This window comes from Methylobacterium sp. SyP6R, from assembly GCF_019216885.1.
Lineage (GTDB): Bacteria > Pseudomonadota > Alphaproteobacteria > Rhizobiales > Beijerinckiaceae > Methylobacterium.
In genome coordinates this window covers 5,793,761-5,814,846 of record NZ_JAAQRC020000001.1, presented here as the reverse complement: position 1 = coordinate 5,814,846, position 21,086 = coordinate 5,793,761, and the positions used below count along the sequence as shown (strand labels likewise).

20 protein-coding genes are annotated in these 21,086 nt (G+C 70.6%); 5 read left to right on the top strand and 15 right to left on the bottom strand.

What is annotated here, in order from left to right; genetic code table 11:
- Positions 1–4: 4 nt before the first annotated feature.
- The 5 genes from HBB12_RS26720 to HBB12_RS26700 form a co-directional block, all read right to left on the bottom strand.
- Complete coding sequence (locus tag HBB12_RS26720; RefSeq protein ID WP_236992130.1) at positions 5–1,045, bottom strand: ABC transporter ATP-binding protein; 1,041 nt, start codon at positions 1,043–1,045, stop codon at positions 5–7.
- A complete protein-coding gene (locus HBB12_RS26715) occupies positions 1,042–1,953 on the bottom strand; it encodes an ABC transporter permease (protein ID WP_236992129.1) in 912 nt (303 codons plus the stop codon). Before HBB12_RS26715 ends, HBB12_RS26720 begins: the two co-directional genes overlap by 4 nt.
- 4 nt (positions 1,954–1,957) lie before the next feature.
- Complete coding sequence (locus tag HBB12_RS26710) at positions 1,958–2,911, bottom strand: ABC transporter permease (RefSeq protein WP_236992128.1); 954 nt, start codon at positions 2,909–2,911, stop codon at positions 1,958–1,960.
- Positions 2,912–2,977: 66 nt separating this feature from the next.
- On the bottom strand, positions 2,978–4,606 hold the full coding sequence (locus tag HBB12_RS26705) for an ABC transporter substrate-binding protein (protein WP_236992127.1): 1,629 nt from the start codon (positions 4,604–4,606) through the stop codon (positions 2,978–2,980).
- 151 nt (positions 4,607–4,757) lie between these two features.
- Complete coding sequence (locus HBB12_RS26700; RefSeq protein ID WP_236992126.1) at positions 4,758–5,312, bottom strand: TetR/AcrR family transcriptional regulator; 555 nt, start codon at positions 5,310–5,312, stop codon at positions 4,758–4,760.
- 103 nt (positions 5,313–5,415) lie between these two features.
- On the opposite strand from HBB12_RS26700, the gene HBB12_RS26695 reads away from it, so the two are divergent.
- A complete protein-coding gene (locus HBB12_RS26695; RefSeq protein WP_236992125.1) occupies positions 5,416–5,811 on the top strand; it encodes a DUF2306 domain-containing protein in 396 nt (131 codons plus the stop codon).
- A 1-nt stretch (position 5,812) separates the two neighbouring features.
- Here the strand turns inward: HBB12_RS26695 and HBB12_RS26690 are convergent, their stop codons facing one another.
- Both HBB12_RS26690 and HBB12_RS26685 read right to left on the bottom strand, forming a co-directional pair.
- A complete protein-coding gene (locus HBB12_RS26690) occupies positions 5,813–7,432 on the bottom strand; it encodes an acyl-CoA dehydrogenase family protein (protein WP_236992124.1) in 1,620 nt (539 codons plus the stop codon).
- Between the two features lie 83 nt (positions 7,433–7,515).
- A complete protein-coding gene (locus tag HBB12_RS26685; RefSeq protein ID WP_236992123.1) occupies positions 7,516–8,265 on the bottom strand; it encodes a sulfate transporter family protein in 750 nt (249 codons plus the stop codon).
- A gap of 182 nt (positions 8,266–8,447) precedes the next feature.
- Between HBB12_RS26685 and HBB12_RS26680 the strand changes: the two genes are divergently transcribed.
- The 3 genes from HBB12_RS26680 to HBB12_RS26670 all read left to right on the top strand — a co-directional run bounded on the left by HBB12_RS26680 (position 8,448) and on the right by HBB12_RS26670 (position 11,569).
- Positions 8,448–8,837, top strand: a complete 390-nt coding sequence (locus HBB12_RS26680; protein ID WP_236992122.1) for a DUF3775 domain-containing protein — start codon at positions 8,448–8,450, stop codon at positions 8,835–8,837.
- A 145-nt stretch (positions 8,838–8,982) separates the two neighbouring features.
- Entirely contained in the window at positions 8,983–10,509 is a 1,527-nt protein-coding gene (gene crtI / locus HBB12_RS26675) for a phytoene desaturase family protein (protein WP_236992121.1), read from the top strand.
- Complete coding sequence (locus HBB12_RS26670) at positions 10,490–11,569, top strand: phytoene/squalene synthase family protein (protein ID WP_236992120.1); 1,080 nt, start codon at positions 10,490–10,492, stop codon at positions 11,567–11,569. Before crtI ends, HBB12_RS26670 begins: the two co-directional genes overlap by 20 nt.
- A 400-nt stretch (positions 11,570–11,969) precedes the next feature.
- Here HBB12_RS26670 and HBB12_RS26665 read toward each other — a convergent pair whose 3' ends face one another.
- From HBB12_RS26665 to HBB12_RS26630, 8 genes are all read right to left on the bottom strand, one after another.
- A complete protein-coding gene (locus tag HBB12_RS26665; protein WP_236992119.1) occupies positions 11,970–12,803 on the bottom strand; it encodes a protein-L-isoaspartate O-methyltransferase family protein in 834 nt (277 codons plus the stop codon).
- Between the two features lie 306 nt (positions 12,804–13,109).
- Positions 13,110–14,111: a DUF3616 domain-containing protein gene (locus HBB12_RS26660; RefSeq protein ID WP_236992118.1), complete on the bottom strand. Its 1,002-nt coding sequence runs from the start codon at positions 14,109–14,111 to the stop codon at positions 13,110–13,112.
- A gap of 171 nt (positions 14,112–14,282) precedes the next feature.
- Entirely contained in the window at positions 14,283–14,606 is a 324-nt protein-coding gene (locus tag HBB12_RS26655; RefSeq protein WP_236992117.1) for a hypothetical protein, read from the bottom strand.
- 74 nt (positions 14,607–14,680) lie between these two features.
- Positions 14,681–16,069 (bottom strand): dihydrolipoyl dehydrogenase, encoded by a 1,389-nt coding sequence (gene lpdA / locus HBB12_RS26650; protein WP_236992116.1) that lies wholly within the window; start codon positions 16,067–16,069, stop codon positions 14,681–14,683.
- A gap of 1 nt (position 16,070) precedes the next feature.
- A complete protein-coding gene (locus tag HBB12_RS26645) occupies positions 16,071–17,447 on the bottom strand; it encodes a dihydrolipoamide acetyltransferase family protein (protein ID WP_236992115.1) in 1,377 nt (458 codons plus the stop codon).
- Between the two features lie 3 nt (positions 17,448–17,450).
- Positions 17,451–18,464: an alpha-ketoacid dehydrogenase subunit beta gene (locus HBB12_RS26640; RefSeq protein ID WP_236992114.1), complete on the bottom strand. Its 1,014-nt coding sequence runs from the start codon at positions 18,462–18,464 to the stop codon at positions 17,451–17,453.
- 1 nt (position 18,465) lies between these two features.
- A complete protein-coding gene (locus HBB12_RS26635; protein WP_236992113.1) occupies positions 18,466–19,713 on the bottom strand; it encodes a 3-methyl-2-oxobutanoate dehydrogenase (2-methylpropanoyl-transferring) subunit alpha in 1,248 nt (415 codons plus the stop codon).
- Positions 19,714–19,764: 51 nt separating this feature from the next.
- Entirely contained in the window at positions 19,765–20,013 is a 249-nt protein-coding gene (locus HBB12_RS26630) for a hypothetical protein (protein ID WP_236992112.1), read from the bottom strand.
- On the opposite strand from HBB12_RS26630, the gene HBB12_RS26625 reads away from it, so the two are divergent.
- Complete coding sequence (locus HBB12_RS26625) at positions 19,993–20,670, top strand: Lrp/AsnC family transcriptional regulator (protein WP_336886957.1); 678 nt, start codon at positions 19,993–19,995, stop codon at positions 20,668–20,670. The two genes, HBB12_RS26630 and HBB12_RS26625, sit on opposite strands and share 21 nt — an antisense overlap.
- The last annotated feature ends 416 nt before the right edge of the window (positions 20,671–21,086 follow it).

The following is a 21,086-nucleotide window of genomic DNA, read 5'->3' as shown; positions in this document are numbered from 1 at the left end:
TGCCTCACGCCGCCAGCGGGACCGGGGGAGCATCCGGGTGGCCGGACCCCGCCACCGACCTGTGGCAGGCGGCGAAATGGGCCGGCGCCACCGGGTCGAGACCGGGCTCGCGCGTCCGGCAAACGTCTGCCACGAACTGGCAGCGGGTGTGGAAGCGGCAGCCGGGGGGCGGGTTGATCGGGTTCGGCGGGTCGCCGGTGAGCGGCGCCTCCTCCAGCCGGGCATTCGGATCGGTGGAGGGCTGGGAGGCCAGCAGGGCCGCGGTGTAGGGGTGGCGGGGCTCCCCGAGGATCGCGTCGGCCGGTCCGATCTCGGCGATCCGGCCGAGATACATCACCATCACCCGGTCGGACATGAAGCGCACGACGTTGAGGTCGTGCGAGATGAAGATGTAGGTCAGGCCGAATTCCTGCTTGAGGTCGGTCAAGAGATTCAGAACCTGCGCCTCGACCGATTTGTCGAGGGCCGAGACCGCCTCGTCGAGGATGAGGAGCCGCGGCTCGAGGGCGAGCGCGCGGGCGATGTTGACCCGCTGGCGCTGGCCGCCCGAGACCTCGTGCGGGTAGCGCCCGCCGAAGCGCCGCGGCTCCAGCCCGACCCGGCGCAGCAGGTCGTGGGCGCGGGCGAGCGCCGCCGCCGCGGACAGGCCGTGCGCCCGCGGGCCGAAGGCGACCGATTCCTCGACGGTGAGGCGCGGGTTCAGCGAGGCGTAGGAATCCTGAAAGACCATCTGCACCTGGCGGCGATAGGCCTTCAGGTCGAGGGCGCGGGAGCCGAGCAACTCGCCGTCGAAGACGATCTCGCCCTTGTCCTGCCGGGAAATCTGCATCAGCAGGCGCGCCGTCGTCGACTTGCCGCAGCCGGATTCGCCGACGACGCCCAGGGTCTCGCCCTTCATCACGGAAAAGTCGATGCCGTCGACGGCGCGGACCGCCGGGCCCTTGCCGAAGAGACCGCCCTTGCCGGGGAAGTGCTTCACCAGGCCGTCGACGGTCAGCAGCGGCTGCGCGGGGCCGCCGCGGTCGCGGGGATCGAGCTCGGTCACTGGCGCACCTCCATGGCCGAGCGCAGGCCGTCGGACAGCAAATTGAACGAGATCGAGGTGATGAAGATCATCACGCCGGGCAAAGCCGCGACGACCGGGTTGACGTAGATCGCGGTGCGCAGGGTGTTGAGCATCAATCCCCATTCCGGCTCCGGCGGCTTCACGCCGAGGCCGAGGAAGGACAGGCCCGAGGCCAGGATCATCGAGACCGAGATCAGGCTGGTGGCGTAGACGAAGACGGGACCCAGCACGTTGCCGAGCACCTGCACCCGCACCACCGTGAACGGGTTCGCGCCCGAGACCCGGGCGGCCTCGACATAGTCGCGGTTGCGGATCTGCACCGTGACGCTCTCGGCGACGCGGGTGATCTGGGGCACGAACACCACCGTGAGCGACACGATGGAATTCAGGATGCCGGCACCCAGCGCGCCCGAGAGCGCGATGGCGAGCAGCACCGAGGGAAAGGCGAAGAACACGTCGACCACGCGCATGATCAGCGTGTTGACCCAGCCGCCGGCATAGCCCGCCAGGATCCCGAGCCCCGAGCCGACGAAGAACGCGATGACGACCGGCAGCACGCCCATGAACAGCGACAGGCGGCCGGCATAGAGGAGGCGGGTGAGCATGTCGCGGCCGAGCTCGTCCGAGCCGAGCCAGTAGGTGGCATCACCGACATGGCGCAGGCGCCGGACCATCGAGCCCTTGAACGGGTCCATCGGGGCGATCAGCGGCGCGAAGATCGCCGCGAGCACGATGGCGAGGATCACGAGGCCCGCCGCCATCGCCACCGGATCACGGGCGAGCCGCCGCAGCACGCTGCCCCAATAGCCGCGGGACGCCACGGCCGGGATCTCGGGCGCCGGCACCGATGCGACGGGATCGCCGGTGAGGGAGGTCTGGATCGACATCGGATCAGGCCCTCTCGATGCGGGGGTCCAGCGCGGTCTGCACCACGTCGACCAGGAGGTTGAGGGTGACGAAGAACATCGCCAGGACCAGGATCGTGCCCTGGAGCAGCGGCAGGTCGCGCTGGAAGATCGCGGCGTTGAGGAGGAAGCCGGTGCCGGGCCAGGCGAACACGGTCTCGATCAGGATCGAGCCGCCGAGCAGGTAGCCGAGCTGCAAGCCCATGATGGCGATGGCAGTCGGCGCCGCGTTCTTCACCACGTGGCGGAAGACGCCGAATTCCGACAGGCCCTTGGCGCGCAACGCCTGCACGAAGTCCTGGTGCAGGATGTCGCCGACGAGCGCCCGCACGGTGCGCGAGATCACCCCCATGGGGATCACCGACATGGTGATGGCCGGCAGCAGGATGTAGCGCAGGTGCTCGAAGTCCGGGACCCAGTTGCCCGACCCTTGCGGCCCCGCGCCGGTCGGCGGCAGCCAGCCGAGGGTGGCCGAGAACACGATCACCAGCACGATGCCGAGCCAGTAATGCGGCACGCTGACCCCGAACACCGCGATCGACGAGGCGACCCGGTCGAGCCAGGAATCCCGCGCATAGCCGGCGACGAAGCCGAAGAAGGTGCCGAAGGTGAAGCCGATCAGCGTCGCCACCGAGGCGAGGATCAGGCTGTTGCCGACGGCGCGGCCGACCTCCGACAGGACCGGGCGGCCGGTGGCGATCGAGGTGCCGAGATCGCCGTGCAGGATCTTCCAGAGCCACAGGCCGTATTGCACCGGCAGCGGCTTGTCGAAGCCGTAGGCCGACCGCATCTGCGCCTGCATCTCGGCGGTGGCATCCACGGGCAGGATCGCGCTCAGGGGATCGCCGGGGGCGAGGTGGACGAGGAGGAAGCACACAAGGCTGACGCCGAGGGCGACCGGTGCGGCGTAGCCGATGCGCTTGAGGATGAAGAGGATCATGGGGGCGCCGGTTGACGGTGTCGTGGTCCCGCCCGGCGGTGGCCGGGCGGGAGATCGGTCAGACGCTCACTTCGCCATCGTGATCGGCGAGAAATCCTGGAACCAGCTCTGGGCCTGGACGAAGCCCTGCACCTTCTTGCTCATCGCCCGCGGGTTGACGTCGTGGGTGACCATCAGGAACAGCGCGTCATCGACGAACTTCTCGTGGATCTTCTGCAGGACCCCGACCTGCTCCTTCGGGTCGAAGGTCGTGCGGACTTCGTCGAACAGCTTGTCCATCGCCGGGTCGCAGTAATAGCCCCAGTTGGTGCCGTTCGGCGGCGCCAGGTTGCACTGGGCGTGGCGGATGAAGGCGGTGAACGGGTCCTGGATCAGGTAGGAGTAGTTCATCGCGGTGCCGCCGCGCGCGCTATCGGACTTGGACCCGGCACGCCAGATGTTGATGAGCGTGTTCCACTCCACGACCTCGTAATCGACCTTGATGCCGACCTCGGCGAGGTTCTGCTGGATGAACTCGTTCATCGGCAGCGGCTGCATCTGGCCCGAGCCCGAGGCCGAGATCAGCACCTTGGTGACGACCGGCTTGTTCGGGCCGTAGCCGGCTTCCTTGAGCAGCTTCTTGGCGGCGTCCGGATCGTACGAGAGCTTGAAGCTCGGCTTGCCGAACCAGGGATGGCCGGGGGTCAAAAAGCCTTCGGCCGGGGTGGCGAGCCCCCCGAGGAACTCCTTCAGGCCCTCGCGGTCGACGGCGAGGTTCGCGGCCTTGCGCACGCGGATGTCGTTCCACGGCGAGCCCTCGGCCCGCGACAGGTGCCAAGTCCAGTTATGCGGGTAGAGGTTGGTGACCAGCGCGAAGCCCGCGGCCTTCAGCGAGGGCACCGCATCCGGCGCCGGCGCCTCGATCCAGTCGACCTGGCCGGAGCGCAGCGCGGCCACCCGGGCATTGGCCTCGGGCAGCGGCACCAGGACCATACGATCGAGCTTCGGGACCCGGCCCTTGTCCCAGTACTCCTTGTTCGGCGCCAGTTCCAGGCGCTCGCGCGGCACGAAGCCGGTCACCTTCCACGGTCCGGTGCCGGAGGGCGCCTTGGCGACGGCGTCCCAGCTCTTCCCCTGCTTCTCCCAGTTGGCGGGAGACGACATCAGGATCCAGGCGATCTGGTAGGGGAAGGTGGCGTCCGGGTTCTTGGTGACGATCTCCACCGTCATCGGATCGACCGCCTTGTACGAGGCGACCGCCGGGATGCGGGTACGGCCTTGCGCCGACTGGCGCGGGTCGAATTGCGGGCTGTCCTGCTTCAGCAGCTTGTCGAGGTTCCACACCACCGCGTCGGCGTCGAAGATGGAACCGTCGTGGAAGGTCACGCCGGGGCGGAGCTTGAAGGTCCAGCGGGTCTTGTCGGCGGGGTCGATCGTCCAGGAGGTGGCCAGACCCGGCGTCAGGTCGGAGGCCTTGTCGGCCCGGCTGAGGTCCCAGTTGATGAGCGCGTCGTAGATCGTATAGCCGGCAAATCGCATGCCCTCGCCGCCATTGTCGGCCTGGCCGGTGGTGAGCGGGATGTCGGAGGCGGTCATGCCGATGCGCAGCACGCCCTGCGCGCTCGCAGGCCCCACCAGCGCGAGGGCGAGGGCGAGCCCGGACAGGGTTCGCCCGAGCGCGGACCGGCGCAGGAGCGGGCGGGTGGGCAGCGGCATTGTGGAGTTTCCCGTCGGTGAATGACGGGGAGGGGACTGCAAGAGCCCTGCCAACCGTTCCATCACCGGCACGCTGTTTTTAAGCGCAGCGAAAATGCCTAAATTTTGGGCTGCCTCATTTGAAGGCGAACGATCCACATCGGAATTGCTCTCAAGCGAGGCACGCTTCCGCCCGCGCGGCATCGATCTGCCGGTCGGCCACGAGATGGGCGAGGCCGTGGACCAGCGCCCAGGCGCGCAGGGCCTCGCGCTCGGCGAGGCCGGAGGGCTCGCGCTCCGCCACAACGTTCTGCAACGTCGCGAACGCGGCGCCCGAGGCCTCCGCGAGATCGGGATGCGCGGTCTCTTCCACCACCCCGCCGAACATCAGCCGGAAGGTCGCCCGGTCGGCATCGGCGAAACGCAGATAGGCCCGGCCGAGGGCGGTGAGCCGTCCGGCCGGCTCGGCCCGGCCCCCGGCCTCGTCGAGCACCCGGCGGAGGTCCCGGAATCCCTCGGCCGCGAGCGCCGCCAGCAGCGCCTCGCGGCTGGCGAAGTGGCGATAGGGAGCGTTGTGCGACACGCCGGCGAGGCGCGCCGCCTCACGCAAGGTCACCGCCTCGACGCCGCCGGCCCGCAGCAATTCGCGCGCCGCCGCGATCAGGCTGCGGCGCAGGTCGCCATGGTGATAGGCGCTGCCGCCCTCCGATGTTGACAATGTCCACATGCCTCGTATGTTGCTCCTGTCAACATACGCGCATCGGACCGGGCCGCAAGGCGCGGGCGCCGAGGCACGCGTCGCGGGACGTGTCCGCCATGATCCTCCAGCCATGACCCTCCAGCCGCTCCTCCAGGCCTCGCCGGTGATCCAGGCCCACGCCGCGGCGGCGATCGCCGCGCTGGTGCTCGGGGCCTTGCAGTTCGTCTTGCCCCGGGGCGGCGGGCGGCATCGGCTGATGGGCCGGTTCTGGGTCGGGCTGATGGCGGTGGTGGCGCTCAGCTCGTTCGGCATCTCGGGCCTGCGCCAGGCCGGGCCGTTCAGCTGGATCCACCTTCTGTCGGTGGTGACGCTCGTCGCCCTGGTGCGGGCGGTGCTCTACGCGCGGCGAGGAAACGTCGCGGCCCATCGCTGGAGCATGATCGGGGTCTATCTCGGCGCGCTGGTGATCACCGGATTGTTCACCCTCATGCCGGGGCGGATCATGGGGCACGTGGTGTTCGGGTGACTCACGGCAGGGCGCGGCCGAGCAGCATCTCCGTCACCGCCCCGATCCCGTTCGCCCCGTAGATCGCCCGCTCCCGCGCGAGCCGCGTCGCCGCGTAGGCCTCCGCGACGGCCGGCGGCGCGCAGGCGGCCAGGGACGCGGTGGCGGCGAGGGTCGCGAGGCGGCCGGTGGCGAAGCGGGCGCGGGCCTCGGCGTCGGGCGCCCGGAGCGCCGCAACGATGTCGGCGGCAGCCTCGCGCACGCCCGGCAGGCCCTCCGCCTCCTCGCCGAGTTCCGCCACCAGCCCCACGACCTCCTCCGGCGCCCGCGTGGCGGCGCGCAGCACGTCGAGGGCCATGACGGTGCCGGAGCCCTCCCAAATCGCGTTGACCGGCGCCTCGCGGTAGAGCCGGGGCAGGGGACTCTCCTCGACGTAGCCGTTGCCGCCGAGAGCCTCCATCGCCTCGTAGACGAAGCCGGGCGCCGCCTTGCACACAGCGTATTTCACCGCCGGGGTGAGAAGCCGGGTGTGCGCCGCCTCGCCCCGGTCGAAGGTGGCGGCGAGCCGGAGGGTCAAAGCCGTCTGCGCCTCGCTCTCGAGGGCGAGATCGGCCAGCACCCGGCGCATCGCCGGCTGGTCGGCCAGGGCTTTCCCGAACGCTTGGCGATGGCGGGCATGGTGGAGGGCCAGCACCAGGGCCATGCGGCAGAGACCCGCCGAGGCGACCGCGCAATCGAGACGCGTCAGCTGCACCATCGCCAGCATGGTCGGAACGCCGCGGCCCTCCTCGCCGATACGCCAGCCGAAGGCTCGCGCGAACTCGACCTCCGCGGAGGCGTTCGAGCGGTTGCCGAGCTTGTCCTTCAGGCGTTGCAGGTGCAGGGCGTTCACGCTGCCGTCGGGCCGGTGGCGCGGCACCAGCAGGCAGGTGAGCCCGCCGGGGGCCTGCGCCAGCACCAGAAAACCGTCGGACATCGGCGCCGAGAAGAACCACTTGTGGCCGGTGAGCGCGTAGGTGTCGCCGCCCGCGGGCGCGGCCGTCGTGGTGTTGGCGCGCAGGTCGGTGCCGCCCTGCTTCTCGGTCATCCCCATGCCGAGGGTGACGCCGGCCTTCTCGAACCAGGGCTTGAAGCGCGGATCGTAGCGCCGGCTCACGATCCGCGGCAGCCAGGCGGCGAGGTGGTCGGGGGCGGACTCGAGCGCCGCGACCGCCGCGCTCGTCATGGTCATCGGACAGAGATGCCCGCTCTCGACGCCCGCCACCATGAAGACCCGCGCCGCCCGGGCGAGACGGCCCCGCGCCCGGGGTCTTTCCGGATCCGCCCCGTCCCAGATCGAGGCGTGCAGGCCGTCCGCGACGCTGTCCGCCATCAGGGCGTGGTAGGCCGGGTGGAACTCGACCCGGTCGGCCCGGTGCCCTCGCGGGTCGTGGGTGCGCAGGATCGGCGGGTGGGCGTTGGCGAGGCGGCCGAGATCGAGCCGCTCGGCCGTTCCCCAGTGCACGCCGAAACTGTCGAGCCCGTCGGCCGCATCCGGTCCGAAGGCCGCGACGGCGCCCCGCAGCGCCGCATCGGCCGCAAACAGGTTCACGTCGCCGAAGGGCGGGCTCTGGTTCAGCACGTCGTGGGTCTCGCCGGGCATGGCGCCAGGGTGCGCGCGCCCGGCACGATCCGCAACCGTCTCGTACGGCTGCCGATTGATCGCTTCGCGATGCGGAAACCGGATCAGCGCCTGCCCGCGTCGAGCCGGTCGCGGTCCATCGCCAGGGGCGGGCGCGAGGTCGGGGCCTTCAGCAGCCGGTCGCGGCTCAGGCCCTTGTGGACGTGGACCATCAGGGCGATGCCGAAGAGCGGCGTGATCAGGTTGACGATCGGCACCAGCATCAGCCCGGCGAGCAGCGCACCGGCGAGCATCACGGTCGCCGAATGGTGGCGCCGCATGGCGCCGGCCTCGGTCAGGGGCCGGAACCGGGCGGCGGCGAGCTCGAAATACTCGCGCCCGAGCAGGTAGGTGTTGGCGAGGAAGAACGCCGCCACGTTGACGCCCGGCACCAGCAGCAGGAGCAGGGCCGCGAGGTTGACGGCCAGCGCCAGCGCGGCGAATCGTACCGTGTAGAGCATCGCCTGGGAGAGCGGCATCGCCCGGCCCGGCACCTCGTCGGGGAAGTTGGTGCGCTCGACGATGTCGGCGGCGTCGTCGAGGAAGTAGCCCGCCACCAGGATCGAGACCGGCGGCAGGATGTAGGCGAGCCCGACGAACAGCCCGGCCCCGGCCAGGAACGACGCCACGGCGTTGACCATCGCGTAGTCGGTCGAGATCGGGTGGGCGGCGAGGATCGCCGCGATGCCCTTGGTGAGGCAGAACCATACCAGGACCAAGAGCCCGACCGTGAGACCGAGCGACTTCCACAGGATCGCGCGGAGCGGCGGGGAGAAGACCTGCCGCAGGGCCGCGAAGGCGGCGTTGATGAGCATCGGGAACCTCGGGGCGGGAATCTCGGAGGATGGGCGCGCCGCCGCTCACTTGATGTCGAACGGCCCCGCCGTCCAGAGGCGAAGCGAGAAACCAGAGGCGAAGCGAGAAAGGCGAACCCGGCCGCGCTTCGCGGGTTGAGGCTGGCATTCAGTGTCGCGCGTGGTGCGAGGAGGTTCGACCGATGGACATCGCCGTAGAGAAGGTCTGTGAGTTCATCCTGCGGGTCCGGGCCCTCGACGTGAAGGAGGGCCTGAGCGACCCTGATTCCGGCTCGAACCCGATCGACGACGGCGCCCGCGACGTGCTGGTCGACGGCACCGACGACGCCACCGAGGAGGAGCTGCGCGAGGTGATCGCCGGCCTCAACGACGACGAGCGGGCCGAGCTGGTGGCGATCCTGTTCGTCGGCCGCGGCGACATGGAGCCGGAGGAATTCCCCGACGCGGTCCGTCTCGCCCGCGAGCGCGAGGCCGCCGGCACCCGCCCCGCCGATTACCTCCTGGGCATCCCGAATGTCGGCGACCTGCTCGACGAGGGGCTGGCGGCGTTGGGATTGAGCTGCGACGTGTAGGCGCCCGGCCGAGGCCACACGGAGCAGGCGTCAATGCAGCTTGACGCTCGTGCGCCGGTGAGCGCGCGAGCGTCATGAGGCGCCGGCCCGGAAAACCACCTTTCCCGCTTGCCACCCGCCCCGACCGCGACGATAGTGTCAACCTATGTTGACACTCGACGATGCGCCGCCGCGGGTCACGTCCGCCCGGCGCCGCCCCCGTGCGGTGGTGATCGGCAGCGGCTTCGGCGGGCTCGCGGCGGCCATCCGGCTCGGCGTGCGGGGCTACCGGGTGAGCGTGCTCGAACGGCTCGACCAGCCGGGTGGGCGGGCGCGGGTCCACCGGCAGGACGGCTTCGCCTTCGATGCCGGGCCGACCATCGTCACCGCGCCGTTCCTGTTCGAGGAATTGTGGGCGCTCTGCGGGCGTCGTCTCGCCGACGACGTGACGCTCGTACCGATGCGGCCGTTCTACCGCATCCGCTACGACGACGGCGCCACCTTCGCCATGTGCGGCGAGGCCGACGCCATGCGCGCCGAGGTGGAGCGCCTGTCCCCCGGTGAGGGCGGTGCCTACGACCGGTTCATGGCGCTGTCCGACGAGCTGTGTCGGGTCGGGTTCGAGCAGCTCGGCGCGGTGCCGTTCGGGCGCCTCACCGACATGCTGCGCATCGCCCCCGACCTCCTGCGGATCGGCGGTCATCGCAGCGTCTACAGCCTGGTCTCGTCGGTGTTTCGCGACGAGCGCCTGCGCACGGCCTTCAGCTTCCACCCGCTGCTCATCGGCGGCTCGCCGTTCCGGGCGAGCGCGCTCTACTGCCTGATCGCGTCGCTCGAGCGGCGCTGGGGCGTGCATTCGGCTCTCGGCGGCACAGGCGCCCTGGTGCGCGGGATGGTGTCGCTGATCGAGGGCCAGGGCGGCGAGGTGCGGTGCGGCGCCGAGGTCGAGCGAATTCTGGTGAAGGACGGCACCGCCCGGGGCGTCGCGCTCGCCGACGGCACCGAGATTCCCGCCGACGTGGTGGTGTCGAACGCCGATTCCGCCGTCACCGCGCTCCATCTGCTGCCGAAGGAGGCGCGGGGCTGGCGCGAGCGGCGCCTGTCCAGGGCGCATTCCTCGATGGGGCTGTTCGTCTGGTACTTCGGCACGCGGCGCCGCTATCCGGAACTCGCCCACCACACGATCCTGCTCGGGCCGCGCTATCGCGGGCTCCTCGACGACATCTTTTCGCGAAAGGTGCTGGCCGAGGACATGAGCCTCTACCTGCACCGGCCGACCGCGACCGATCCGGGCGTGGCGCCGCCGGGGCACGACGCGTTCTACGCCCTGGCTCCCGTGCCGAACCTCGCCGGCGGGCAGGATTGGGCGGCGCTGGCCGAGCCGTTCCGGCAGCGCATCGCCGCGCGCCTCGAAGCGACCGTGCTGCCGGGCCTGTCGGATGCCCTCGTCACCTCCCGGGTGACGACGCCGCAGGACTTTTCCGACGACTTCCTGTCCTGGCGCGGCTCGGGCTTCGGCCTGGAGCCGATCCTGACCCAGAGCGCCTATTTCCGCCCGCACAACCGCTGCGGCGCGGTGCGCCACCTCTACCTCGTCGGCGCCGGCACCCATCCGGGGGCCGGGCTTCCGGGGGTGCTGTCCTCCTCGAAGATCCTCGATCGCGTGGTGCCCGATGCTGCCGTCTTCGCCTGATGCGCGTCGCCCGACGCCGTTCGCCGCCGCCCTGGCCCGCTCCGCAGACCACAGCGCCTGCCGGGACGCGATCCGGGCCGGCTCGCGCAGCTTCTATGCCGCCTCGTGGCTGCTGCCCGAGGCGGTGCGCCGCGACGCCTACGGGCTCTACGCCTTCTGCCGCCTCTCCGACGACGCGGTGGACGGGGCGGGCGCCCGAGCCGATGCCGTGCCGCGTCTGCGCGCCCGCCTCGCCGCCGCCTATGCCGGCCGGCCGGCGGACGCCCCCGCCGACCGGGCGCTCGCCGAGATCGTGACCCGGCACGCCATCCCCGAGGCGCTGCCCGCCGCCCTCCTCGAGGGTCTCGCCTGGGACGCCGCCGGGCGGCGCCACCCCGACCTCTCCTCCCTCGTCGCCTACGCGGCCCGGGTCGCCGGCTCGGTCGGGGCGATGATGACCCTGGTGATGGGCGAGCGCTCGCCCGAGGCCCTCGCCCGGGCCTGCGACCTCGGCATCGCCATGCAGCTCACCAACGTCGCCCGCGACGTCGGCGAGGATGCCCGCAACGGGCGCCTCTACCTGCCGGAAGACTGGCTGCGCGAGGCCGGGATCGACCCCGGCGCCTTCCTGGCCCGGCCCGAGCCGAGCCCCGCGCTCGCCGCCGTGGTGGCCCGCCTGCTCGCGGCGGCCGACCTCCTCTATGCCCGGGCCGAATCCGGCATCGCGATGCTGCTCCCCGCCTGCCGCCCGGCGGTGCGCGCCGCCGGGCTGATCTACGCCGAGATCGGCCGCGACCTCGCCCGCGCCGGCCTCGACCCGGTCACCCGCCGCGCCCGGGTGCCGGGGGCCCGCAAGGCGCAACTTCTCGCCCGGGCGCTGACCACCGCCTCGACCCGCCGCGCCGACCGACCGGCCTTGCCGGAGGCGGCCTTCCTGGTCGAGGCGGTGGCGGCGATGCCCGTGCCTCCCGCCCTGCCGCGGCCGGCCTGGTGGAATGTCGGGGCGCAGGTCGCGCGCGTGCTCGATCTCATCGAGGCGTTGCGGGAGAGGGAGCGCCTGGGAGGCGCGGCTCCGTCGTGAGGCGGGGCTTCACGCGGCGCGAGGGCCGCGATGAACTGTAGAGTCGTGCCGGCTCGCGGCATCTCGGCATATGCTGCGGCAGGGCGGGCAACGGACGGCGTCGTTCGTGGAGATAGGATCACGGGCCGCGTGCGTGATGACGACACGGTCGCGGTCATCGTCGAAGAACGTTCGGTTCGCCCGGCGGCACTCGTCGCATGACCGTCTCGCAGAGATACGTCACCGACTCGAAAACCCGCCTGCGATGGCATCGGCGTATCCTTCGACCGCCGGTGAAACGCTGCTGAGTGGGGTGCGCGGCCCCGACCCCTCTGCCCGAAAGCGGCGGTCTCGTGACCATGGGGCTGTCGCCCATCCCGAACCGGCCGTTCCCCTGTCGACCCGGATCGGTCGTCCGGTTCTATTCCGGCCCGCCCGAGAACCAGACATCCCGGCATAGGGCGACAGCCGTATCGTCCGGCGCTCGATCTTCGATCAGCCACGCCGCTCCGATGGAATGCGCCTGCGATAGGCTGGGGGACTTGATGCAACCTGCCGGGTCCGACGCACCGACGCAGGGGATGAACCACGCCGGTCCCAACAGCCGGACCGTGAAGCTCGTGTCCGCTCGGGTCATCATCACGGCGACCCCCAGCTGCGTCGAGGGCCGCCACGGAAAGACGATCCGCCCGCCGGGTCGCAGGGCTTTCAACCAAGGACCGGGCGGTGAAACGACCCCCGCATTGACGTAGATCACGTCGCAATCCGGCAGGGGCAATTCCGTCGCATCGCCCTGCACGACAGTCACGCCCTCGAATGGCGCGAGGTTGTCGGAGGCGCGGCGGGCCAGTCCCGGTTCGATCTCATAGGCGTGTACGCGACCGCTCGGCAGGGCCAGCATCGACAGGAGAGCGGTGTAATATCCGGCGCCCGCTCCAATGTGGACGATGGTCTCGCCCCTCTTCGGGGCGATCGCTCCGATCCAGCGCGCATGCAGGAACGGTTCGCCGTTGTTGATGCGCCTGGCGGCATCGAGGGCAACGAGGCAGTTCTGGTAGACGAAGACCGGATCGGTAGTCGGTGTTTCGACGTAGCGCTCATTGACCATGATCTTCCATGGTCCGGGACCCAGAAATGCCTCCCGCGGCACGATGTCGAAGACACGTTCGAGCCGCGGATCATCTGAGCCGCTGGCGACGGCCATCAGCCTCGCGTGAAATGCGCGCACCTCCTCGGCGCTGGCAGGCTTGGCCAAGGGGGCGGTCGACGTCCGACTCTTTCGCGATCCTGCCCGAAAGCCGTCAGACTGCAAACCCGTCATGGACCTCGTCGTCATCGATAGCCTGGAAGCAGCCCCTCCCGAAGCCGCATCCGGTCGATCACCATCCTGCGCATGGTCAAGCCGATCGGATGTCGTTACCGCCAGGTCCTCAAAGCGCGGATGCCGTTCCGTCTCTTCTCCCGGGCTTCGCCGACATCACCCCGAGACCCGTCTCGCGGCGGGCATCGGGATGAAACAAGAGACACGAGATCGCTGAAGGATCAGTGGAGCGAATACCTCTCACTCCAACTCCAGCACCACACTCCGAAACCCCTGCGGCTTGCGCGCCGGGCAGATGTCGCCATCGTCGCTGATCACCTGCACCTTCTTCCCGTCCGAAGACACGATCAGGCCTTCGGGCTGGAAATCCGGGAGCGCCGCCAGCGCTTCGGCTACCCCAGGAACCCGGGTCGGCGCCTCGCCGACCGTACCCGACCAGCGGTAGAGGTCGGCGGCCTCGCCGCCGCTGCCGGAGCCGCCGGCGACGAGGAAATACGCCTTGATCCCCGGCGCATAGGCGATGTCGCGGATGCCCCGGCCCTTGAGGTCGAGGGCGATGGGCTTTGCCAGCTTCGGCGCGGCGCCGCTCGCCAGCGCCTCGGCGGCGTTCTCGAACGGCACCACCAGGGCATCGTTGTCGGCGTTGAGCGGGTTGCGCAGGCCCACGAACAGGCCGCGCCCGTCTGGCATCGGGCTCAGGCCCTCGAGGGCGAGGCCGCGCCGCTTCGGGCTCAGGCTCGCCTTCGCCGCGAGATCGACGGCGATGCGCTCGGACAGGCGCGGGTCGAGATCGGCCAGCGCCTTGACAAACCCCGTGAACGCCTTGCCCTTCGGCGATACCGCCGGGGCCTTGGCGTCGCCCCCGACCGACAGGGCGAGCATCTGGCGCGAGGCCTCGCGGGTGCGGCCGTCCGTGTCGCGGGCATGCGAGCCCATCAGCACCAGGTCGCTGCCGAGCCAGGCAAGGGATTCGAGGTCGGCCTTGGCGGGCTCCTCGCGGCCGCTCGTCGCGAGCGCGGCGTCGAGGTCGCCGCCCTTCAGGGCGAGCGGTGCGCCGGATTCGTCGGCCTTGTAGAGGCGGAGCGTGTTGTCCTCGTCGTCGACCACCAGGAAGCGGTCGCCGAAGCTGCCGGCCGGATAGGGAACGGCGCCAGAGGCCTCGCACAGGCCCCAATGCGTCAGCACCGGCCCGGTCTTCACCTCGGCGCGCGCGCCTTGCGCGGCGAGGCAGAGGGCGAGCACGGAAACGAGTCTCTCCAGGCGCAAGCGGCCCCGGCCCGTCATGGCGATTCTCCCCGGATTCCGGCCCGTCTGGTGCGAACCGACTTCGGAGTATTTCACGCGGACTCGGTTCTATTCAATGAGGAACGGGAAAAATCTTCGTGCCGCGGGTGGCGCTGCGGCAGCAGCCCCTCAGGCCTCGTCCGGCGTGCCCGCGTCGCCGGTCCGCTCGCGCTGCGCGGCGATGAAGCGGCGGCGTGCCTCGGCGGCCTCGCGAAACGCCTTCGAGCGCGGCGCCGCCTGTGCGAGCTTGCCGATCTCGCGCAGGATCAGCTCGGCCTCGAACGCCGCGGCGCGCTCCGTCGCCACGGCCCGGCTGTCGGCGCCGTGGGAGGCAGTGTAGCGCTCCAGCCCGTCGCGGCACACCGCGACGCGGTATTCCAGCCACTCGATCACGTCGCCGAAGGCCCGGTCGCGGATCTCCGCGGCCGTGGCCCGGCGCTTCTTCTCGCTCACGCGTCGTCCCTCCGCCGCCCGGACGACCGATCCTCTCGCATATCGGGCGCCGATTTGCGCGGCGGCGCCGTTTTTCAGATGTGCAACGCTTCCCCGAGCGCCCGGAGATTCGCCTCGTGGAAGGCTTCGCCGAGGGTCGGGTGGGCGTGGATCGTGCCGGCCACGTCCTCCAGCCGAGCGCCCATCTCCAGCGCCAGGCCGAATCCCGCCGCGAGTTCCGAGACCCCGGCCCCCACGGCCTGGATGCCCAGGATGAGGTGGTTGTCGGCCCGCGCCGTCACCCGCACGAAGCCGTCCTCGGCGCCGAGCGTCATGGCGCGGCCGTTCGCCGCGAAGGGAAACAGGCCGGTGCGGATCTCGTGGCCGGCGGCACGGGCCTCCTCCGGCGAGAGGCCGGCCGAGACCACCTCCGGGTCGGTGAAGCAGACCGCCGGAATCGCCACCTTGTGGAAGGCGCGGCGGCGGCCCGCCACGAGGTCGGCCACCATCTCGCCCTGCGCCATGGCGCGGTGGGCCAGCATCGGCTCGCCGGTGACGTCGCCGACCGCCCAGACGTTGCGCATCGAGGTGGCGCAACGCTCGTCGATGCGGATGAACGGTCCGCTCATGTCGAGGTCGAGCCGCTCCAACCCGAGATCCTGCGTGCGCGCCTTGCGCCCGACCGCGACCAGGATCACCTCCGCCGGAATCTTTTTCGAGTCTCCGCCGACCTCGACGGCCAGCGCGTCGCTGGACAGGCCGGTCGCCCTGGCGCCGAGCAGCACCTCGATCCCGAGCCCCGCGAGGCGCCGCGCCACCGGCCGGGTCAGCTCGGCATCGTAGGCCGGCAGGATCCGCTCGGCCATCTCCACCACCGTGACCTTGGCGCCGAGCTTGGCGAAGGCGGTGCCGAGTTCGAGGCCGATATAGCCCGCGCCCACCACCGCCATCGTGGCGGGGACACTCGGCAGCGACAGGGCCTCGGTCGAGGAGATCACCCGCCCGCCGAAGGGCAGGTGGGGGAGTGCCGCCGGGACCGAGCCGGTGGCCAGGATCACGTGCTCGGCCCGAACCCGCTCGGGGCCGGTATCGGTCTCGACGAGGCAGGTCTTGCCGTCGACCATGGTGCCGCGCCCGCGCAGGATCTTGACCCCGCCGCGCTTCAGGAGCGACGCCACCCCGGTGTTGAGCCGCCCGACGATACCGTCCTTCCAGGCCACCGTGCGGGAGAAGTCGAGGCGCGGCGGGCCGGCCGAGAGGCCGAAGGGCGAGGCGTCCTCGGATTGCAGCACCGCCGCGTGAAACGCCTCGGCGGCGTGGATCATCGCCTTCGAGGGGATGCAGCCGACATTGAGGCAGGTGCCGCCCAAGCGGTTCTCCTCGACCAGCACGGTGTCGATGCCGTGCTGGCCGGCGCGGATCGCCGCGACGTAGCCGCCCGGGCCGCCGCCGAGCACCAGGAGCTTGGTGGTGATCTCGCCCACATCAGGCCTCCATGAACAGGGTCGCGGGCGTCTCGATCAGGCCTTTGAGCGCCTGCACGAACAGGGCGGCGTCGTAGCCGTCGACCACCCGGTGGTCGAAGGACGCCGAGAGGTTCATCGTCAGGCGCGGCACGAAGGCGTTATCGCGCCAGACCGGGCGCATCACCTGCTTGTTGACGCCGATGATCGCCACTTCCGGTCGGTTGATCACCGGCGTCGTCACGATGCCGCCGAGCGCCCCCAGCGACGTGATGGTGATGGTCGAGCCCGAGAGTTCGTCCCGGGCGGCCAGGCCGTTGCGGGCGGCCTCCGCCAGGCGGCGAACCTCGGCCGCCGAGTTCCACACGTCGCGGGTCTCGGCGTGACGGAGCACCGGCACCATCAGGCCCGACGGCGTCTGCGTCGCGATGCCGACATGGATGCCGGCATGGCGGTGGATCACCTCCGCCTCGTCGTCGTAATGCGCGTTCATCTGCGGGAAGTCCGGGAGGCTCCGCACCAGGGCCTGGACCAGGAACGGGATCAGGGTCAGCTTCGGCCGGGTCGCGCCGTGGCGCTGGTTGAGGGCGGCGCGCAGCTCCTCCACCGCCGTCACGTCGACCTCCTCGACGTAGGAGAAATGGGCGACGCGGCGCTTGGCGTCGGCCATCCGCTGGGCGATGCGCCGTCGCAGGCCGATGACCTTGATCTCCTCCACGCCCGTGCGCGGGGCGCGGCCGGCGGGGGCCGGCGCGGCATCCTCCGGCGGGGTGTTCAGGAAGGCGTCGAGGTCGTCGTGGCCGATGCGGCCGGCCGGGCCGGTGCCGCGGACCTGGCGCAGGTCGATCCCGGCCTCCAGCGCCCGCCGGCGCACGGCAGGCGAGGCGACCGGTTTCTCGCCGGGAGGGCGCGGCGGGCCGGAGGAGGGTGCTGCCGCCGCGGGGCGCGGGGCAGGGGAAGCGGGTTTGGTCGGTGCAGGCTTCGGTGGCTCGGCGGGTTTCGGCGCGGCAGCAGAAGGCGGGGCAGGTGCGGGCTGCGCCGGCTCCAGGCCGTCCGCGGCCGGGATCAGGGCGGCGGCGGGCTTGCCGGCCGCCGCGTCCTGCGCCTTGGCGATCTCGGGCGCCACCGCGACCCCGGCCTCGGGAGCGGCCTCGCCGCCCTCGATCTCCAGCCGCACCAATTCGGCGCCGACTGCCAGCATCTGGCCGGCCTCGGCGCCCAGTGCCGCCACGGTACCGCTCACCGGCGAGGGGATCTCGACGGTGGCTTTGTCGGTCATCACGTCGGCGAGGGGCTGGTCCTCGCGGACCACGTCGCCGACCTTGACGTGCCAGGCCGAGACCTCGGCCTCGGCCACGCCCTCGCCGATATCCGGGAGCTTGACGATGCGAAAGCCCATGGGTCAGCCCTCCAGCGCGGCGCGAAGGGCCCGGCCGACACGCTCGGGGCCCGGGAAATAGGCCCATTCCTGGGCGTGCGGGTAGGGCGTGTCCCAGCCGGCGACCCGGACGATCGGCGCCTCCAGGTGGTAGAAGCAGGATTCCTGCACGAGCGCCGCCAGCTCGGCGCCGAAGCCCGAGGTCAGCGTCGCCTCGTGCGCGATGACGCAGCGCCCGGTCTTGCGCACCGAGGCCTCGATCGTCTCCATGTCGAGGGGAAGCAGCGTGCGCAGGTCGATGACCTCCGCGTCGATTCCCGTCTCGGCGGCGGCGGCCTCGGCGACGTGGACGATGGTGCCGTAGGCCAGCACCGTGACGGCGTTCCCCTCGCGCCGGATCGCCGCCTTGCCGAGCGGCACGGTGTAGTGCCCGTCCGGCACCTCGCCGAGGTCGTGGCGGGCCCACGGGGTCACCGGCCGGTCGTGGTGGCCGTCGAAGGGGCCGTTATAGAGGCGCTTGGGCTCCAGGAAGATCACCGGGTCGGGATCCTCGATCGCGGCGATCAGCAGGCCCTTGGCGTCGTAGGGGTTCGACGGCACCACGGTCTTGAGGCCGGCGACGTGGGTGAACAGGGCCTCGGGGCTCTGGCTGTGGGTCTGGCCGCCGAAGATCCCGCCGCCGGTGGGCATCCGCACCACCATCGGGGCGGTGAACTGGCCGCCGGAACGGTAGCGCAGGCGCGCGGCCTCGGACACGATCTGGTCGTAGGCCGGGTACATGTAGTCGGCGAACTGGATCTCGATGCAGGGCTTCAAGCCGTAGGCGGCCATGCCGACGGCGGCGCCGACGATGCCGAGTTCGCTGATCGGCGCATCGAAGCAGCGGCTCTTGCCGAAGCGGGCCTGGAGCCCTTGGGTGCAGCGGAAGACGCCGCCGAAATACCCGACATCCTCCCCGAACACGACCACGTCGTCGTCGCGCTCCATCGCCACGGCCATCGCGTCGCGGATGGCCTCGATCATCGTGCGGCGCGGCATGTCAGTACCCCGCCTGCTGGCGCTGGCGGCGCAGGTGAGGGGGCATTTCCGAAAACACTCCTTCGAACATGTCGCGTGGCGACGGCTTGCCGCCGGCATGCAGCGTGCCGTGGGTCTCGGCCTCGCGCTGGGCGGCCACGACCTCGTCGAGGATCTCGGCCTCGCCCTGGCGGTGGCGCTCCTCCGACCAGGCGCCGCGGGCGATCAGGTGATCCTTCAGGCGCCTGACCGGGTCGCCGAGGGGCCAGGCATCGAACTCGGTCTTCGGCCGGTAGGCGGAGGGGTCGTCGGAGGTCGAATGGGCGCCGGCCCGGTAGGTGACGTATTCGACCAGCGTCGGCCCGAGGTTGCGCCGCGCCCGCTCGGTCGCCCATTTCGCCACCGCGTGGACGGCGAGGTAGTCGTTGCCGTCGACCCGGAGCGCCGGAATCCCGAAGCCGTGACCGCGGGCCGCGAAGGTCGAGGAGCCGCCGCGGGCAAAGCCCTGGAAGGTCGAGATCGCCCACTGGTTGTTGACGACGTTGAGCACCACCGGCGCCCGGTAGGTCGAGGCGAAGACCAAGGCCGCGTGGAAATCCGATTCCGCCGTCGAGCCGTCGCCGATCCAGGCGGCGGCGATCCTGGTGTCGTTCTTGATCGCCGATGCCATCGCCCAGCCGACCGCCTGGATATACTGGGTCGCGAGGTTGCCCGAGATCGAGAAGAAGCCGTGCTCCTTGGCCGAGTACATCACCGGCAATTGCCGGCCGTGCAGCGGATCGGCCTCGTTCGAGTAGATCTGGCACATCATGTCGACGAGCGGGTAGCCGCCGGCGATCAGCAGGCCCGCCTGGCGGTAGGTCGGGAAGTTCATGTCGCCGGGCTGGAGCGCCCGGCGGAACGCGGTGCTCACCGCCTCCTCGCCGAGATGCTGCATGTAGAAGGAGGTCTTGCCCTGGCGCTGGGCCATCAGCATCCGCGCATCGAAGGCGCGCAGCTTCATCATGTCGCGAAGACCTGCGAGCAATTCGTCGTCGGTGAGCGAGCCGGCCCAGGGGCCGACCGCCTTGCCGTCGGAATCCAGCACCCGGATCAGCGTGTAGGCCATGTCGCGGATGTCGGCGGCCGCCACGTCGACGTCGGGCCGGCGGACGGCGCCGGCCTCCGGGATGTCGAGATCGGAAAAGCTCGGATTGCCGCCGGGACGGACGGCCGGCTCGGGGACGTGGAGACTTAACGGAGCCTGCGGGCTCGGGGCGTCTGGCGGCATGGGATAAGCCCTTCGCGGGGGAGGGGGTCGCGGACGATGCGGGAGGGGGTGTCAGAACGGCGCGCCGACCTGCGCCTCGACCGCGATCGGATGGCGCGAGAGGCGGGCAGCGAGGACGGACAGGTCCGTTCCTTCCGGAACCAGGATCGACAGGGTGACCGCGGAGGAGGTGGCGTCGAGAGCGAGGCGTCTCAGAGTGTGGCCGGCGCGTTCGCTCCCGCCGAGCGGGCGCGTGACACCGCCGAAGACGTGGAGAATCCGGGCCCGGACCTCCACCGCATGCCCTTGTTCAAGAGCCATCTGCGCCCTCCCGCGACGCTTGATTTCCCCGACTGTAGCCCGGTCCGGCCGGATGGTCCTCGCCGTTTTTCGCCGCTAAAGCGGGTGACCGGAGAACGCAGCATGGCATCGAGGGGCGAAACGCCGAACAGACGTTCTGCGCGGGCGCAGGCGCCGCAGAAGGGCGCGGAGCCGCAAAGGCTCGACGATCTCGACCGGAAGATCCTCGGTGCCCTGCGGGCCGATGGCCGGCTGACGATCGCGGCGCTCGCCGAGCGGGTCGGGCTGTCGCAATCGCCGTGCTGGACGCGGCTGCGGCGCCTGGAGGAGGCGGGGCTGATCCGCGACTACGTCGCCGTGCTCGACCACCGGGCACTCGGCATCCCGGACGTGGTGTTCATCGAGGTCACCCTCGACAAGCACGACGATGCGGTGCTGGAGGCCTTCGGTACCGAGATCCTGCGCATCCCCGAAGTGCTGGAGGTGCATCTTGTGACCGGCGAGTACGATTACATGATCAAGGTCGCGGTCAGCGGCACCGCGCATTACGAGCGGTTCCTTCGTGAAAAGCTCTATCGCATCCGCGGCATCCGCCAGTCGCGCTCGGTCTTCGCGCTGCGGACCTTGAAGCAGGAGGTGTCGGTGGATCCGGTGGCGATCGGGCGACAAACGCCTTGATTTGACATTGATCCCTGTTTGGTTGCATCTTACCTAATCCATGCCAGTAAAGCGCAGGATTAAATCTCTCATGTAGGCATGGCTATCGCATATAAGTCAAGATGCTGTACAAGCATGCGTGATTGCCGATCGCTCGCCGCATCTTTCGCTTGCAGAGAGGCCGCTCTCCGAACTCGCTTTCAGGGCAGATCGACCCACAGTCGTCTCTTATGCAATTGTCCTTCTTATGCAACTGTCCTGCCCATTCGGGAGAGGGGATGGGTTTACCCGTGCCGATCTTTCCCGGACGGCCCTGCAGCCCGCGGGGGGAATCGCCCGCGCCGCTTCCGTCTCTCGACAGCGTCATCCCTGATCGGGGCGGAGGACGAGCCGCACGGCGCGTGAGTTCGCCACCCGCCCCACTGCCCTGCGGCGTC

What these genes read in the sequence shown, in the direction of transcription:
- HBB12_RS26710 (WP_236992128.1), bottom strand. Translation starts at nt 2,911, where the DNA reads ATGATCCTCTTCATCCTCAAGCGCATCGGCTACGCCGCACCGGTCGCC.
- HBB12_RS26625 (WP_336886957.1), top strand. Translation starts at nt 19,993, where the DNA reads ATGCCCTTGTTCAAGAGCCATCTGCGCCCTCCCGCGACGCTTGATTTC.
- HBB12_RS26705 (WP_236992127.1), bottom strand. Translation starts at nt 4,606, where the DNA reads ATGCCGCTGCCCACCCGCCCGCTCCTGCGCCGGTCCGCGCTCGGGCGA.
- HBB12_RS26715 (WP_236992129.1), bottom strand. Translation starts at nt 1,953, where the DNA reads ATGTCGATCCAGACCTCCCTCACCGGCGATCCCGTCGCATCGGTGCCG.
- HBB12_RS26640 (WP_236992114.1), bottom strand. Translation starts at nt 18,464, where the DNA reads ATGCCGCGCCGCACGATGATCGAGGCCATCCGCGACGCGATGGCCGTG.
- HBB12_RS26680 (WP_236992122.1), top strand. Translation starts at nt 8,448, where the DNA reads ATGGACATCGCCGTAGAGAAGGTCTGTGAGTTCATCCTGCGGGTCCGG.
- HBB12_RS26630 (WP_236992112.1), bottom strand. Translation starts at nt 20,013, where the DNA reads ATGGCTCTTGAACAAGGGCATGCGGTGGAGGTCCGGGCCCGGATTCTC.
- HBB12_RS26690 (WP_236992124.1), bottom strand. Translation starts at nt 7,432, where the DNA reads ATGCCCGGCGAGACCCACGACGTGCTGAACCAGAGCCCGCCCTTCGGC.
- HBB12_RS26670 (WP_236992120.1), top strand. Translation starts at nt 10,490, where the DNA reads ATGCTGCCGTCTTCGCCTGATGCGCGTCGCCCGACGCCGTTCGCCGCC.
- HBB12_RS26685 (WP_236992123.1), bottom strand. Translation starts at nt 8,265, where the DNA reads ATGCTCATCAACGCCGCCTTCGCGGCCCTGCGGCAGGTCTTCTCCCCG.
- crtI (WP_236992121.1), top strand. Translation starts at nt 8,983, where the DNA reads ATGTTGACACTCGACGATGCGCCGCCGCGGGTCACGTCCGCCCGGCGC.
- HBB12_RS26695 (WP_236992125.1), top strand. Translation starts at nt 5,416, where the DNA reads ATGACCCTCCAGCCGCTCCTCCAGGCCTCGCCGGTGATCCAGGCCCAC.
- HBB12_RS26635 (WP_236992113.1), bottom strand. Translation starts at nt 19,713, where the DNA reads ATGCCGCCAGACGCCCCGAGCCCGCAGGCTCCGTTAAGTCTCCACGTC.
- HBB12_RS26645 (WP_236992115.1), bottom strand. Translation starts at nt 17,447, where the DNA reads ATGGGCTTTCGCATCGTCAAGCTCCCGGATATCGGCGAGGGCGTGGCC.
- HBB12_RS26700 (WP_236992126.1), bottom strand. Translation starts at nt 5,312, where the DNA reads ATGTGGACATTGTCAACATCGGAGGGCGGCAGCGCCTATCACCATGGC.